Below are 14,859 nucleotides of genomic sequence, written 5' to 3' on the forward strand. Positions count from 1 at the left end.
CTAATTCTGAGGTCTTACGCAAGTATCATTTTTTCGCAAAAATCGCCCAAAGTCAAAAATCCAAAAAGCTTGACTTTTGACCCTTGACACGAAGATATGTAGTATAGCGAGGCGAGCGCCTGCAAAAATACCGCCACACAATTATAGAAATGCTGTTTGCTCGGTCTGCGTCGCTAATGCTAACTGCGAATTGTAAGCCTTGAACCACAAGAAGGACGCAAATTTATCAAGTTTGCTTAACTTCACAAGTTACTCAAATTCTTGATATAAATTGAAAGTTAGACAATTACACAATAATTTTAGAATCAATTATAGTTATGGCAATTAATTATCGGGAAAGAATCATTGCTCTTTGGGCAGTATTTCTACTAGGAACATTGTTTCATACACAACTGGGTTTAATGCCGCTTTTTCACGGTTTATCTGTTATTGAATCTCAAAAAGCTACAACTATTAACGATATTTCTGGAATTATGTGGTTGATGTTAGGCTTTTTTGTGCTACCAATGCTGGCAATTATTTTCACTACTTTTACCGATTCAAAGCGTTATCGAATCATTCATTTTGGCTTAACTGTCTTTTACAGCATCATGAACTTACTACACGTGATTTTAGATTTATTTGTCCAGCCAGTTCTCTGGTATCAGATAGCCTTAATGGTGTTGTTATTTTTTGTGGGTTTATTATTAAATATCACTGCTTTTAAATGGATGCAAATACATAACAGGTCTAATAAATCACAAATACAATTAGAAAGTTCACGTTTGTAGATTTTATTAAACCCGTATTTTAAGCTTTATTATAAATTTGATTTTGAAAAATTTTGAATCAATATTCAATATCCATATTTTTTTAACTTGATTGAATCAGTTTTAAAACAACCAACGACAAAAGTTATTTTGTAACATTCAACATTCATTCTTCTGTGATTTCCATTTCAAAATGCAAATCTACCGAGCGCGATAATGCCTAATGGTAGAATAGCAGAAGCATGAAATTGTGAATACAAAAGTCCTCATTTCTCCTCAAGAACTCACGTTCATATTAGCAGAAAAGTCATCACGAGCTGTCATTATCGATACACGAACTCCCGAAGATTATGCTATTTCTCATATTCCTCAATCCATAAATATTAGAGATTTTTTCACCTATCTTTTAGAGAGTTCCTACCCAGCAGGATTAAAGGAATTACAAGAGTATTTTGCAGGAATTATGAGCAAGCTGGGAATATCGGGTGCGGAACGATTAATTGTCTATGAGGATACTTTAAATAAAGGTTATGGTCAATCTTGTCGAGCAGCTTTTTTACTGAAGTATTTGGGTTGTGCTGAGGTATCTATTTTACACGGAGGATATAGAGCATGGCTGACAGAGGGATTACCTACTACCGATGAAGTACCATTATGTGAAAGCAGCATATTTATATTGCATCCCAACACTGAGATGATGGTGACTACCGCCGAGATGTTGCAAGCAATTGATAATCCAGCAATTATTAAATTAGATGTGCGCGATCGCAACGAATGGCTTGGACTGAGTTCTTCTCCCTACAATCCTGACTTTTGTCCTCGCAAAGGTAGAATCCCTAACGCTGTATGGTTAGAATGGCATCATCTGATGAATTCCGAATCGGAAATCCCCATGTTCCGATCGCCAGATGAAATCCGAGAAATTTGTCAGTCAGTAAGTATTACTTCGGAGTCAATTGTGTATATTTACTGCTTTAAAGGCTCAAGGGCTGCTAATACATTAATAGCCCTTGAACAAGTAGGAATTTCTGCTAGAAATTATTTTGGCTCTTGGAATGAATGGTCTCGTGATTTTTCCCTACCCATTGATAGCAGGGTAATGAGCGTGTAGACATTGCAAACTCGGCTTCTTACTGTTATGTACTTGACGCTTACTCCACTGGAAATAACACACTTATTGGTGGTGGGGGAAAAGGGGCAGGGGAGAGAACCCCATACATAAATGGAGGGGCTGAAACAACAACGCATTATTTCTCGCGCCTTGCGTCTCGTTCGCACAACGTGCCGTAGGCATAATAAAATTTTTACTTATAAATAAATTTACTTACTCTCAAACCCTTGTAGCAGGGTAATTTAAATATCTTTCCCCCTTCCCCCTTCCCCCTTCCCCCTGCCCCTTCCCTCTGCTCCCCTGCCTCTTCAGTCATCGTTAGTAGAGCAATTATACTTAACCCAATTGTAGGAAGTATTTTGGTGGGCAATTGTGCCAATCTAGCAAATAACTTGTCTTTGGATAGACTTATGGCTAAAAAATCTCAACCAAATGTAGAACAATACCAAGATGTCAGATTATCTGCCACCACAAGAATTTGGGTAATTACAGTTGCCATTCTCGGAGTTTGCGTCCCACTCTCAGCCGTTACTAGAAGTGGTGCTATTCTTCCTTTAGTTGCTATTGGTGGTGCAGCAGTTGGTACAGTTGCTGTTTGGCGTTCTGATGAGCAAAAATCAAAAGCTAACTATTTGCAACAGCAGCAAATAGAACTTTTAGAGCGGAGATTAGCGAATTTAGAAACAATTGTTAGCAGTGATGACTTGAACTTGCAAATGAAAATTAAACAGATTGAGGCAAGAGATACTTTTGGTGACTCGTCTGATGTAAGTACTATACCCAGACAACCAAAACGCAAAGGTTAAAATTAGCTAATCTTCACCATTTATGCCAATTTGAGATGATATACCCGAAAATAATCGTTACTAAGTCATTTTAGTGGGGGCATTTGTTGACTTAACGTTGCCGCAACCTATAAAATGCTTTTCACTTTAAACTTTCCTTCACAGCTAGAAGTGTTTCCTTAGAAACAGTATCTTGTTGTCCATCTTCGTTAGAATTGACTGACATCATTTAATTCTATATACTTCAACTGCATCAGTTCATGAAATGTCTAAGTGCTATCCATCTCTATTTTTCCCGGAAACATCTGCCAATGGCTGTGTTTTATTAGACTGCTGACATTACTGAATTTTTAATTAACTAAGGTTATAAACTTGAGTAATTGCATTGGTATAGCTTACCGTAGGTATGCAATAGTTTGCCGCAGGAATGCAGATGGATTGGATTAGCTTACTTAAATTTCAACAAGCTGACTTCCTTCAACGTGTGAAGAAACCTAAAACTTATGACTTATCTTTATTGGAAAGTCAAGTCAAGGGTTGTCACACTGAAATGATGGCTTTTTGGGGCGAACCATTGGCCAGACTCCAAGAATTTTCTCGCCAACAAGCAGAAGTTCTTGCCAAAAATCCACCGCCTACGCCACCTGAATATCCTGAGCCTCCCGACTGGACAATACCTTTTCCCAAATACTTCCAGCGTCAAGCGGAAGATTATCTTTTGCGGGAAAAAATCGTTGACCTGGTGATAGCTGAACGTTTGGGGAAGTTGGTAAAAAAGGTATCACAAGATACTTTGCAAAATATTATTTTAGATGATGAGGGAAATTTGTGTGGCGAAAGCAAATTTTCTTATGTACTAAAAGATAATCCTCAGCTAAGTGTTCAAGTTTATGTTGCTGATGGAGAAAGTTTTAATGGTATTAAGAAAGACAAAATTAGGTGGTCGGTTACTCAAGAAGATTTAAAAAATCACCAAGTATTAATTTTTCTCTGTTTGTTTTATCCATCAACAGGTCAGTTAGGATACGAAAGACAGAGTATAATTACAGGATTTTTACCTGCAAATCAAATTGAACTCACTGAACCAAAACTGTATATAAGTCCGAGTAACTTGTTGTATGCCGGTGGTCTGAGTTGGTATTTAGAATCACTTATTGGCAAAAAAGACACGTCGCCAGTAATTAATGAGAAGGCGATCGCAGATACAATACAGACTCTACCATCAGAGCATTGCCTTAAAGGGATAGTTGGTGACTGGGAATGCTGGCAAACTTTACAAGGGCACAATAGAGGTATTAATTGCCTAGCTTTCAGTTTTGCGTGTAAGAATGGTAAAGCCTTACCCATATTGGCAAGTGGTAGTCGTGGAGAAACGAAACTTTGGGATTTAAGCAAGGGTGAATTAATAGATACATTATCAGAGTATCCTTGGGTGATACCTGGGCTAGTGGATGAAGTGAATTCCCTGGCTTTTAGTTCAGATGGACAGACTTTAGTGAGTTGCGGTGCTGATTCCACAATTAAACTTTGGCACGTGGGTGCTTTAGACTTGATAGATATTTTGCATAAACATAATGGCGTAGTGCGGTGTGCTGCCTTTACTCCAGATGGCAGAATGTTAGCTACAGGCGGAGATGACAGAAAAATTTTGTTTTGGGATTTGATGCATCGTCAGGTTACGATCGCACTTTCTTTAGATGATACAGCTGCTCATTCTCTGGTTTTGAGCCGAGACGGGGAAACTATAGTTACAGGTAGCTACCGTAAAATCAAAGTCTGGCGAACTTCACCCCAGACGGGGATCAAAAGTTTAAAGGATGCACAACCTCTACACACCCTCATGGGTCATTCTCACATCGTTCGTTCGTTAGCAATCAGTGCAGATGCTAAACTGCTCGTAAGTGGTAGCTGGGATCAAACAATAAAAATTTGGCAATTGGAAACTGGAGAATTACTTCATACACTTAAAGGACATAGAGATAGAGTATACGCGATCGCCCTAAGTCCTGATGGACAAATTATCGCCAGTGGTAGTGCTGATAAAACCATCAAATTATGGCATTTACAAACTGGGGAGTTACTGGGTACGTTTACAGGTCATGGAAATATAGTCACAGCATTAGCCTTCACAGCTTCTGGCGAGATGTTGGTTAGCGGGAGTTTGGATAAGACAATTAAAATTTGGCAACGGAGTTAAGAATTTATAATTAGGGGCTGATTGTGATCGCAATATTAAAATTACATAATGACTTGACTATGAAAATAGTGTGCGCTGCGAGCGCGAAGGTGTCATAAGCATCTTCTTTGGATGCAACTTATGAAAATTTTGTTGGTAGAGGATGATGTATTACTTAGTGCAGCATTGGCAGAGTTGTTGAGTGCAAATCGTTATACTATAGACGTAGCAAGCAATGGACAAACTGGTCTAGACCTAGCAATATCGGTTGAATATGACTTGATTTTGCTGGACTGGCTAATTCCTAAGCTGGATGGCATTAACTTGTGTCGGCAACTACGAAAGCAAGGCTACCGTAAATCTATTCTGTTGCTAACAGGCAAAAATTCTAATGCAGATATTGTAGCGGGGTTAGATGCGGGAGCAGATGATTATGTCATTAAGCCCTTTAACCAGGAAGCATTACTAGCAAGAATTCGGTCTTTGTTGCGGCGGAGTGGAGTGAGTGATTCATCTACGTTAACCTGGGGAAATCTCTGTTTAGATCCAAGTGCCGGTAGAGTAACTTGTAATGAGCAGGAAATTTTGCTTACAGCAACAGAATACAAACTGCTGGAGTTATTTTTGCAAAATCCAGATCGCATCTTTAGTCGTGCAGTGATTCTAGATCGGCTTTGGGGATTTGATGATGCACCGACTGAAAATGCAGTTACGACTCATATTAAAGACTTGCGAAAAAAACTGAAAACAGGAGGTCTAACAGAGGAATTTCTAGAAACAGTATATGGTATGGGCTATCGTATCAAGCCTGTACCTAATCTTTCTATCGCTGTTGGGGAAACAAATCAAGATGGGAAGAAAAAACCCGATTCCAAAGATATAACTTCTGTTAATCGAGTGCTGGAGCGATTTCGTAATTCCTTTGGCGCACAGGTTGTAGTACTGGAGCAGGCAAAAACTGCACTCTTGGAAAGGAATTTAAATAAAGAGTTACATCAGCAAGCATTGCACGAAGCCCATAAGCTAGCAGGTTCGATGGGAACGTTCGGTTATCCAGAAGGCTCCCGGCTAGCACGGAAAATAGAGCATTTGCTGCTTGCAGATTTCCTCCTCTCAGCAGATAAAATCTCTGATTTTTCGCAGTTGGTAACAAAATTACAGCAAGAATTAACTAAGCCTGCTGTCATTGTCCCGATGAAGCAAACTTATCGACTGTTAGTAATCGATGATGATATGACGTTGACAAAGCAGTTGCAAGCAGAAGCCGACTCATGGGGGATCAGGATGAAGGTTGCACCCAACTTAGCCGCGGCCCGATCGCGTCTAGCTTTAAAAACTCCTGACGCAGTTTTACTCGATTTGAGTTTTCCGGGAACAGAGGAAGACGGATTAATATTATTGAGCGAGATTGCACAGCGATCGCCAAATATCCCAGTGATTGTTTTTACAGGACGAGATACCTTGGCAGATCGATTGGCAGTATCGCGTTTAAAAGCTAGACAATTTTTGCATAAGCCTGCGACAACCGAGGAGATTTTTCAGGCGATCGCTCGTGTCCTACCTCAACCGAAAATTTCTGAAGCTAAAGTCTTAATCGTAGACGATGACCCTGTAATCTTGGCTGGACTATCGGCGTTGCTAACCCCTTGGGGGGTGGAAGTAATAACTCTCTCCCAATCACAGCAATTTTGGAAGGTTTTGATGGCAACATCTCCAGATTTGGTAGTACTAGATTTAGAAATGCCAATAGTTAATGGATTAGAGTTATGCCAAGTCGTGCGACAGGATGTCCATTGGGGAGATTTACCTATTTTGGTAGTAACAGCCCATACTGAAGCAGAATCCCTTCAGCAAGCCTTTGCTGCCGGAGCCGATGATTTCATTAGCAAGCCAGTGCTAGGGCCTGAACTTGTGACAAGGGTACTGAGCCGTATTCAAAGAACGCGCTGGCGCTCTCAGGTAGGGAGAAGTAAAGAATGATGAGAAATTATCAGCGATTATTAGTCTATGGTGTCGCTATTGGCTCAACTGCGATCGCTCTAATGCTATCGCTCTGGCTAGAACCGTTTATCTCTCCAATAATTGGTGCTTTTTTTTATATAGCTATCGTCGCCAGTACTTGGTATGGTGGCTTTCGACCAGGGATCGTTACAGTTATACTTTCGACACTGGCGATTGATTATTTTTTTATCCTGCCGCGATATCAATTGGGGATTAATCAACCAGAAGATATATTGCGCCTAGGTCTTTTCCTAGTGGTTGCCTTGATAATTAACCTGATAACAGGCAATCTGAACTACAGCACAAAGAAGATTCAACAACTCAACCAACAATTGTCTCAGGAAAATGCCGAGCAATTGCGGATGACTCTTGACGATCGCAAGCTTGCACAAGAAAAGCTGCAACAGCAATTTGAGCAACAACGTTTAGTGATGGAGATGAGCCAGCGCATCCGGCGATCGCTCAAGTTACAAGATATCTTGCAAACCACCGTTGATGAAGTGCGGCAGTTTCTTGAGTGCGATCGCGTCATTATCTTCCAATTTTATCCAGGTTGGGGTGGAACAGTCGTGGTTGAGTCTGTTGTACCGGAATGGATGGCGATTTTACCACTCCAGATTTACGACCCTTGCATTGGTGAAGAGAACGTCGAACCCTTTAAACAAGGCTTAGTTACCGCGAAAGCTGATATTTATACTGCCGGAATTAGTCCCTGTCACGTCGAATTTTTGGCAAGTCTCCAGGTAAGGGCAAATCTGGTTGTTCCTGTTTCATTAGGAGATGAATTGTGGGGATTACTAGCAGCTCATCACTGTGCAGCTCCTCGTGAGTGGCAATCTTCAGAAATTGTCCTGTTGCGGCAGTTAGGAGCGCAGGTAAGCATTGCTATCCAGCAAGCAGCCTTATTTGAACAGTTACAAACAGAACTGATGGAGCGTAAACAGGCACAAGTTGCCCTGCAACAACTGAATACCGAACTTGAGCAACGGGTGCTAGAGCGCACTGCACAACTAACAGATACAAACGATCGGCTGCAAAAAACAGTTCGAGAGCAGCAACAAACCCAGCTCATACTTTTAGAACAGGCGCATAAGCTAGAACTTCAGGCTGTAATCACCCGAAATATGGCAGAAGGGATTTGCTTAGTCAGAATCGATAATGGAATCATTGTCTATGCCAATCCGAAATTTGAGCAGATGTTTGGCTATGAATCTGGTGAACTCAACGATCAGGATGTTTCCATTGTGAACTATACCAGTGAATCCTTAACTGGTGAAAATGTAAATCAAGCCATTGTGTCTGCCGTCTTACAAAATGGTGAAGCCACTTATGAAGTCCATAATCTTAAAAAAGATGGCACACCGTTTTGGTGTAGTGTGACGACTTCTATATTCAATCATCCCGACTACGGCGATGTTCTAGTTGCAGTTCATCAAGATATTACTATTCGCAAACAAACTGAAGAAGCTTTACGCCAAAGCGAAGAAAAGTTTCGTCAGTTGGCAGAAAATATCCAAGCAGTGTTTTGGATGACCGATATTCAAAATCAGCAAGTTCTTTATGTGAGCAGTGCATACCAAACCATCTGGCAAAACAGTTGTGAAAGTCTTTACCAAAATTATTCAGATTGGTTTGATGCAATTCACCCAGAAGATCGCCAGCGCGTCGAATTTGAAATCGTTGAACAGATGAGAACAGGGCAATACGATAAAAAATATCGAATTATCCGTCCTGATGGTTCAATCCGTTGGATTCGCGATCGCGCATTTCCGATCAAAAATGAACTAGGAGAGTTAGTTCGGATTGCTGGGATTGCCGAAGATATCAGTGAACTACAGCAAATTGATTTGATCAAGAGTGAGTTTATTGGCATCGTTAGTCACGAACTCCGCACTCCCTTAACTGCAATTCGCGCAGCACTGGGTTTACTACAAAGTGGGATCTACGACAAAAAACCAGACAAGTTTAAGCGGATGATTGAGATTGCAGCCATCGACAGCGATCGCTTAGTGCGTCTTGTCAACGATATTCTCGATTTGGAACGCTTAGAGTCGGATCGAACTTTGTTAGAAAAAACAACCTGCAATGCGGCTGATTTAATTCAACAAGCAGTAGCGGGAGTGCAAGCGTTGGTGCAGCCCGCCGCAGGCATCGCCAATCAGCAAAATATTACCTTTAAGATCCACCCTACCAATGCTCAAGTTTGGGCGGCGGCTGATGCCATTGTTCAAACACTCACTAATCTCTTAGGTAATGCGATTAAATTCTCGCCTGCCGATTCTACTATTACTCTGAGTGTCCAACAGCAAACAGATCGCGTCTTGTTCCAGATAACCGATCAAGGACGAGGCATTCCAGCAGAAAAGTTAGAAACAATCTTTGGACGATTTCAGCAAGTAGATGCTTCTGATTCTCGCACCAAAGGCGGCACAGGCTTGGGATTGGCAATCTGTCGTAGTATTATTGATCAGCACGGTGGGCAAATCTGGGCTGAAAGTACTGTTAGTGTCGGTAGCACCTTTTTCTTCACTCTGCCATTACCGGGAAATTATGCAGGAGAGCAGGGAGCAGAAGGGCAGGGAGCAGAGGGGCAGAGGGGCAGAGGGGCAGGGAGCAGGGGATCAGAGGGGCAGGGGAAGTGGGGGAAAATGACAAATGACAAATGACAAATGACCAATGACAAATGACCAATGACAAAAAAATTGTTAATTGTGGATGATGAAGAACGAATCCGCGAATTAGTACAAGCTTGTTTAGAAGACTTGGGAGGATGGGACACCCTGACAGCTGCATCAGGGGAAGAAGGATTAAAAATTGCCCAAACAGAACCCATTGATGCGATTCTACTTGATGTGTCTATGCCTGACATGGACGGCTTTGCAGTATACGAAAAACTTCAGGCAAATTCCGCAACTCAAGCAATACCAGTAATTTTCTTAACTGCGAAAGTCCAAGCAAGCGATCGCGCCCGTTTCGCTCAGATTGGAATTGCTGGGGTGATTACTAAACCTTTTGAACCCACCTCTATTTGCGAAGAAGTTACTGAGATTCTTGGATGGGACGATTAATTTTGAAGTTTTAATTTTTTATTTTTGTAATTTATTTTTCTAAATATTATCCGTCAGCTTTTGATCTCTCCAACCCTCTTAAAAATACTACCGTGTCGCCGTCTACATACAAATCTTTGAGAGTTGCTGTATAACATAGGGTGAACTAATCTTTGCAAGTCGACACATTAACATTGCAGGTCGATGCATTAGCATTGCAAGTCCATGCATTAACATTGCAAGTCCATGCATTAACATTACAAGTCCATGCATTAGCATTGCAAGTCCATGCATTGGCATTGCAGGTTGATGTACTGGCATTCCTGCCCAACAGTGGCGACAAATTGCAGACAATTATTTAAATCAGAAGCAAATATGCATTTTGAAAATGAATGATATTTCTCAAAAACTATATCTGGCAGTAAGAACTGTTAAAACCCATAAAGGTATCGCTTCAATATCACATTTTTAACTTCAAACCCTTTGATCTAGTTAGCTTCTTTTATCAGGTTGCTACATTGCTGGGTTTGCATCTTAACTTCACGAATAGATTAACGAATGCGCTCTCCCTAATTATTTTTTTTGTAAAAAAACTAGAATCCTCACCAAATCTTTAGATTTAGCGATTACTTTTTGAAAGTCTCAATTTAATTGTGACTAGCGCTTAGAGAATCTCACAGGTGTAAGAAGATGAACAAGAGAAGTTTTGCAACAATAGACGGCAATGAGGCTGTTGCTCAAGTCGTCTATCGACTGAATGAAGTCATTGCTTACTCGATTACTTCTTCTTCACCAATGGCTGAGTGGGTGGATGCTTGGGCTAATGAAGGTAAACGCAATATTTGGGGTACTGTTCCCTCGGTGGTACAAATGCAGAGTGCAGCAGGTGTTGCTGGTAATGTCCATGATGCTTTGCAAACTGGTTCACTGACAACCACATTTACAGCATCGCAGGCGTTATTGTTGATGCTCCCCAATATGTACAAAATTGCCAGAGAATTCACACCTACAGTTTTTCATATTGCCGCGCGATCGCTAGCCGCCCAAGCTCTATCTATTTTCGGCGACCACAGCGATGTTATGGCAGCACGTGATACTGGTTTTGCCATGTTGTGTGCCGCATCAGTGCAAGAAGCACAAGACTTTGCTCTAATCGCAACACGGGCAACTTTAGAATCACGAATACCCTTTCTGCATTTTTTTGATGGCTTTCGTACTTCCCATGAAATTAACCAAGTAGAGACTTTAACAGATGATGACCTGCGAGAATTCACTCCCAATGAATTAATATTCACCCATCGGTCACGCACCCTCACCTCCAATAAAACTGTTTTGCGCGGTAGAACACAAAACCCTGATGTTTACTTCCAAGCCAGGAAAACTGTTAATCCTTACTATTTAGCTTGTCCAGACATTACCCAGAAAGTCATGGATGAATTTGCTGCGATGACTGGGCGACAGTACCAACTATTTGAATACCACGGCGACCCAGAAGCAGAACGAGTTATTGTGCTGATGGGTTCCGGTTGCGAAGCGGTACATGAAATAGTAAATTACCTTAACACCCTTGATCAGAAAGTGGGCGTTTTGAAAGTTAAACTATATCGCCCTTATGATGCCAAATGCTTTGTTGCTGCTTTGCCAGAAACTACCCGTAGCATCGCAGTTTTAGATTGCATCAAAGAACCAGGCGCATCTGGTGAACCATTGTATTTGGATGTAGTCGCTGCTATCCGTGAGTCATGGGGAGTAGAAGAGCAGAAAAGCAGAGGATCAGAGGTAAAATTAGAGTTAGATTCTCCCTTACCTCTGCGCTCCTCTGCACCTTTGCCTAAAATTATTGGTGGTCGCTACGGTTTATCTTCCAAAGAATTCACGCCAGCCATGATTAAAGCTATCTTTGAAAATCTTGCTGCTACTCAACGAAAAAAGAGAGTAACGCAATGCAAACGCATCACAAAGTTTCCTTAACAGACTACTAAAGCGCGTTGATGATGTAGTCTATGTAGGAGTTGATCTCAAGTCCAGGATCGCCTGTTAAACCATGATTAGCCTTGATATACTTGAGCGCTTCAGCATACCAACTGGGAACCAATTCAAAGCTACTGTGCATTTCAGCCAGACCTGCCAACATATAATCATCAGCAGGGCCCGTACCGCCTGCAATCAGGCAGTATTGAATTATCCGCACATAATAGCCGATATCACGTAAGCACTTAGCTTTGCCGCGACCATCAGAAGCATAGTTGTTGCCTTGCATGGTGGTGGTATAGGGGAACTTTTGGTAGACTGCATTCGCAGCACCTTCAGCCAACTGTTGAGCTTTCAAACCCAGCTGCTTTGCTGCTTCCAGGTCTGCGGTAGCCAAGCGCAGGCGACCAAATGCAATTTGAAGTTCGACGTTGCCTAAGTAACGACCTTGAGAATCAGCAGATCCAACCGCTTCAGTCAATTGTGTTTTCATTTAAATGATATTTTCCTAATGTTTCAAAAAGTTTTATCTGGACAAAGCTTTAGTGCCAAAGAGCGTTAGCTGGAACGTCTCTTTGAAAAGGTGACAAGCACTTGAGAATTTTGTCTGAAAAAATGCGTGTGAGTCTACAGACTTTTAGCTTACTGCTGCTGCCGCCCGATCAAAGTAGCTGGATAATTCAGCCATTAAAGAGCTACAGTCACCTGGTTGGATATTGTTGCGATCGTTTGCGATCGCAATGGCAGCTTCTTTCATCTTGATGATGCTGATTCCCGTGGAAGGCCCAGGAACACCCAAAGCCAAATAAGTTTCACGCAGACCATTCAAACAGCGATCGTCCAGAACGCTGGAATCTCCCAGGAACATCGCATAGGTGACATAGCGCAAAATGATGTCCATATCGCGCATACAGGCAGAAACCCGACGGTTGGTGTAAGCATTTCCACCAGGAGCAATCAACTGGGGCTGCTCTGCAAACAATGCACGAGCTGCATTGGTGACGATCGCTGAAGAGTTACTTGTAATCCGGTTCACAATATCGGTGCGCTTCGCACCATCTTTAACCACAGTCAACAAAGCATCAATTTGCTCGTTACTGACTAACTGACCACGAGTATCGGCCTGGGAAACAACCTTGGTAAAGGCATCTAACATTAATCCAGTCTCCTAAATTTGTTTAATTGAGTAAAGTTATATCTCAAAACTGAGAGGTTCAGTCTTTGTAATCTGTTTGTACAATGCAGTGAGAAACATTTTTATGAAAAATCATTGATACCTTTCGCATCAATGAGAGTTTAAGGTAATTGCATTAATATCTGCGACGGTGCAGGAAAAGGAGACAAATCCAGCCTGGAAACTGCGTTTCGGACAGAGAACTCAGCAGTTTATCTCTTACCCTTAGCTGCAATTTTTGTTTCATTGATACTATTCTTTACACTCGAATTATTTCAAAAATGTTACATTAGTCATCATTTTCTGGCTGACTCTGGCGATCGCACCCGTTTACCATCAGATCGGAATTGTCGGGGTGATTACCAAACTTTTTAAACTCAACTCTATTTACAAAGAAATTATAGAAATTCTGGGTTGGGACAATTAATTTCGAGGTTTTGTAACAAATTCTATATCTTCATTAGTTTTTTATGTTTTGGATTTATCTTTCTTAGTTACAGATAAAAATATTTTGAATGATAGGAAAGTCTAATTAAATGAAATGAATATCGTAAAGGAGGTAAATACAATTAGCAAAACGATATTGCTAGTTGATGATGAATTGAATGTGCGTGAGATAGTAAAACTTTGCCTCCAAGATTTAGCTGGTTGGAATGTGGTGACAGCAGATTCTCCATTAGAAGGATTACAGAGTGCAATACGCGATAGTCCCGATGCGATTGTATTAGATATCTCAATCCGTGATACTGCCAGTTTTGAACTTATAAATAAAATTAGACATAATCCAGAAACTCAAGCTATTCCTGTAGTCTTGCTTAGTGCTAAAGTACGATGGCTGAATTCGCAAATTCTGCGACAGTATCAAGTTGCAGGTATAATCCTTAAACCTTTTGATCCAGTTACCCTGCCTGCTCAGATTGCTACACTGCTCGGTTGGGATTTTACTTCACTAATAAATTAAAGAAGTGTCGCTTTTCCACCCCTGGCTAAAGCTGACGAGCTACCAAGCTCCCGGTTGTTTTACGTATACGGTTTAGTTAGTGCCAAAACCCTTAAACTGCATAGTGGTCTGTCCCAAAAGTTTTGATAGGTGAATCACTTTTAAATTTCTCTTCTTTACCTCTTCTACTTTGCGCTCACCCTTCGGGAAGCCACTTCGTGTCTATGCGCCCTTCTCTAACGAGACGCTACGCGAATGCGGTTCGTTCTTTTATCCCTCGTAATTAATGGGACAGACCAATAGTGGATCATGTCATTAATTTTGACGAGTAAATAAATTATTGTATTTCTCTTCTTCCTTCTCTGCGAGACGCTGCGTGTAGCTTGCTTCTTTGCAGGAGTATACGGTTCATTCTGTTATCCCTCAAAATTAATGCGATAGACCAGTAATATTCCCCATGCTGTATGGGCTGTGAAACCGCGCGTTACCCTAAATGACCAAAATAGCTTTATGATTCTCTACAAAACCATATTTGAAAATATTGTGGTACTAAACCTAAATATTCTCAAACTCAGTCTGAAATATAGTAAATTACCTTAAAAGTGATTCGTGCAATCTGGGTATTGAACGTTCTTTCAGGGTCAAATAAAGTGTAGGGAGATGAAAAGTATGGCTGAACACCCATTTCATGACCAACTGAGTTTAGAGGAACAAGCGGAGAAACTTGGAAAGCAAGCAGTAAGTTTGAGTCTGATTCCCAGCTTTGTAGTGCATTACTTTCCTGATACCTGGGTATTTTATATACCTAATGAAAGTCAATCAGAAGCGCTGACACCAGAAGAGGCATACTTTCGTTTAAAGCAACTGGTTAAACAGTAGATATTTTAACGACAAATTTTTGAAGA

12 protein-coding genes and 1 pseudogene are annotated in these 14,859 nt (G+C 41.1%); 11 read left to right on the forward strand and 2 right to left on the reverse strand.

The window, feature by feature from the left end:
* Positions 1-317 precede the first annotated feature (317 nt).
* The 9 genes and pseudogenes from FBB35_RS15610 to FBB35_RS15650 form a co-directional block, all read left to right on the forward strand.
* A complete protein-coding gene (locus FBB35_RS15610) occupies positions 318-770 on the forward strand; it encodes a hypothetical protein (protein ID WP_174710414.1) in 453 nt (150 codons plus the stop codon).
* A 229-nt stretch (positions 771-999) separates the two neighbouring features.
* A complete protein-coding gene (locus FBB35_RS15615; protein ID WP_174710415.1) occupies positions 1,000-1,860 on the forward strand; it encodes a sulfurtransferase in 861 nt (286 codons plus the stop codon).
* A gap of 410 nt (positions 1,861-2,270) precedes the next feature.
* Complete coding sequence (locus FBB35_RS15620; RefSeq protein WP_174710416.1) at positions 2,271-2,666, forward strand: hypothetical protein; 396 nt, start codon at positions 2,271-2,273, stop codon at positions 2,664-2,666.
* Between the two features lie 412 nt (positions 2,667-3,078).
* Positions 3,079-4,842: a WD40 repeat domain-containing protein gene (locus tag FBB35_RS15625; RefSeq protein ID WP_174710417.1), complete on the forward strand. Its 1,764-nt coding sequence runs from the start codon at positions 3,079-3,081 to the stop codon at positions 4,840-4,842.
* Between the two features lie 120 nt (positions 4,843-4,962).
* On the forward strand, positions 4,963-6,801 hold the full coding sequence (locus tag FBB35_RS15630) for a response regulator (protein ID WP_174710418.1): 1,839 nt from the start codon (positions 4,963-4,965) through the stop codon (positions 6,799-6,801).
* Positions 6,798-9,488, forward strand: a complete 2,691-nt coding sequence (locus FBB35_RS15635; RefSeq protein ID WP_217481717.1) for an ATP-binding protein — start codon at positions 6,798-6,800, stop codon at positions 9,486-9,488. The genes FBB35_RS15630 and FBB35_RS15635 overlap by 4 nt, the downstream gene beginning before the upstream one ends.
* Before the next feature lie 24 nt (positions 9,489-9,512).
* Positions 9,513-9,890: a response regulator gene (locus tag FBB35_RS15640; protein WP_174710419.1), complete on the forward strand. Its 378-nt coding sequence runs from the start codon at positions 9,513-9,515 to the stop codon at positions 9,888-9,890.
* Positions 9,891-10,042: 152 nt separating this feature from the next.
* Positions 10,043-10,231, forward strand: a complete 189-nt coding sequence (locus FBB35_RS15645) for a hypothetical protein (RefSeq protein WP_174710420.1) — start codon at positions 10,043-10,045, stop codon at positions 10,229-10,231.
* Between the two features lie 328 nt (positions 10,232-10,559).
* Positions 10,560-11,789: pseudogene (locus tag FBB35_RS15650) on the forward strand (pyruvate:ferredoxin (flavodoxin) oxidoreductase); the annotation flags it as partial.
* Between the two features lie 58 nt (positions 11,790-11,847).
* Here the strand turns inward: FBB35_RS15650 and FBB35_RS15655 are convergent.
* Complete coding sequence (locus FBB35_RS15655; RefSeq protein ID WP_114080581.1) at positions 11,848-12,333, reverse strand: phycocyanin subunit alpha; 486 nt, start codon at positions 12,331-12,333, stop codon at positions 11,848-11,850.
* A gap of 144 nt (positions 12,334-12,477) precedes the next feature.
* The gene (locus tag FBB35_RS15660; protein ID WP_174710421.1) at positions 12,478-12,996 is read right to left on the reverse strand and encodes a phycocyanin subunit beta; all 519 of its coding nucleotides are present in this window, start codon (positions 12,994-12,996) and stop codon (positions 12,478-12,480) included.
* A gap of 559 nt (positions 12,997-13,555) precedes the next feature.
* On the opposite strand from FBB35_RS15660, the gene FBB35_RS15665 reads away from it, so the two are divergent.
* Both FBB35_RS15665 and FBB35_RS15670 read left to right on the forward strand, forming a co-directional pair.
* A complete protein-coding gene (locus FBB35_RS15665) occupies positions 13,556-13,975 on the forward strand; it encodes a response regulator (RefSeq protein ID WP_174710422.1) in 420 nt (139 codons plus the stop codon).
* A 648-nt stretch (positions 13,976-14,623) separates the two neighbouring features.
* Complete coding sequence (locus tag FBB35_RS15670; protein WP_174710423.1) at positions 14,624-14,833, forward strand: hypothetical protein; 210 nt, start codon at positions 14,624-14,626, stop codon at positions 14,831-14,833.
* The last annotated feature ends 26 nt before the right edge of the window (positions 14,834-14,859 follow it).

Source organism: Nostoc sp. TCL240-02, from assembly GCF_013343235.1.
GTDB lineage: Bacteria > Cyanobacteriota > Cyanobacteriia > Cyanobacteriales > Nostocaceae > Nostoc.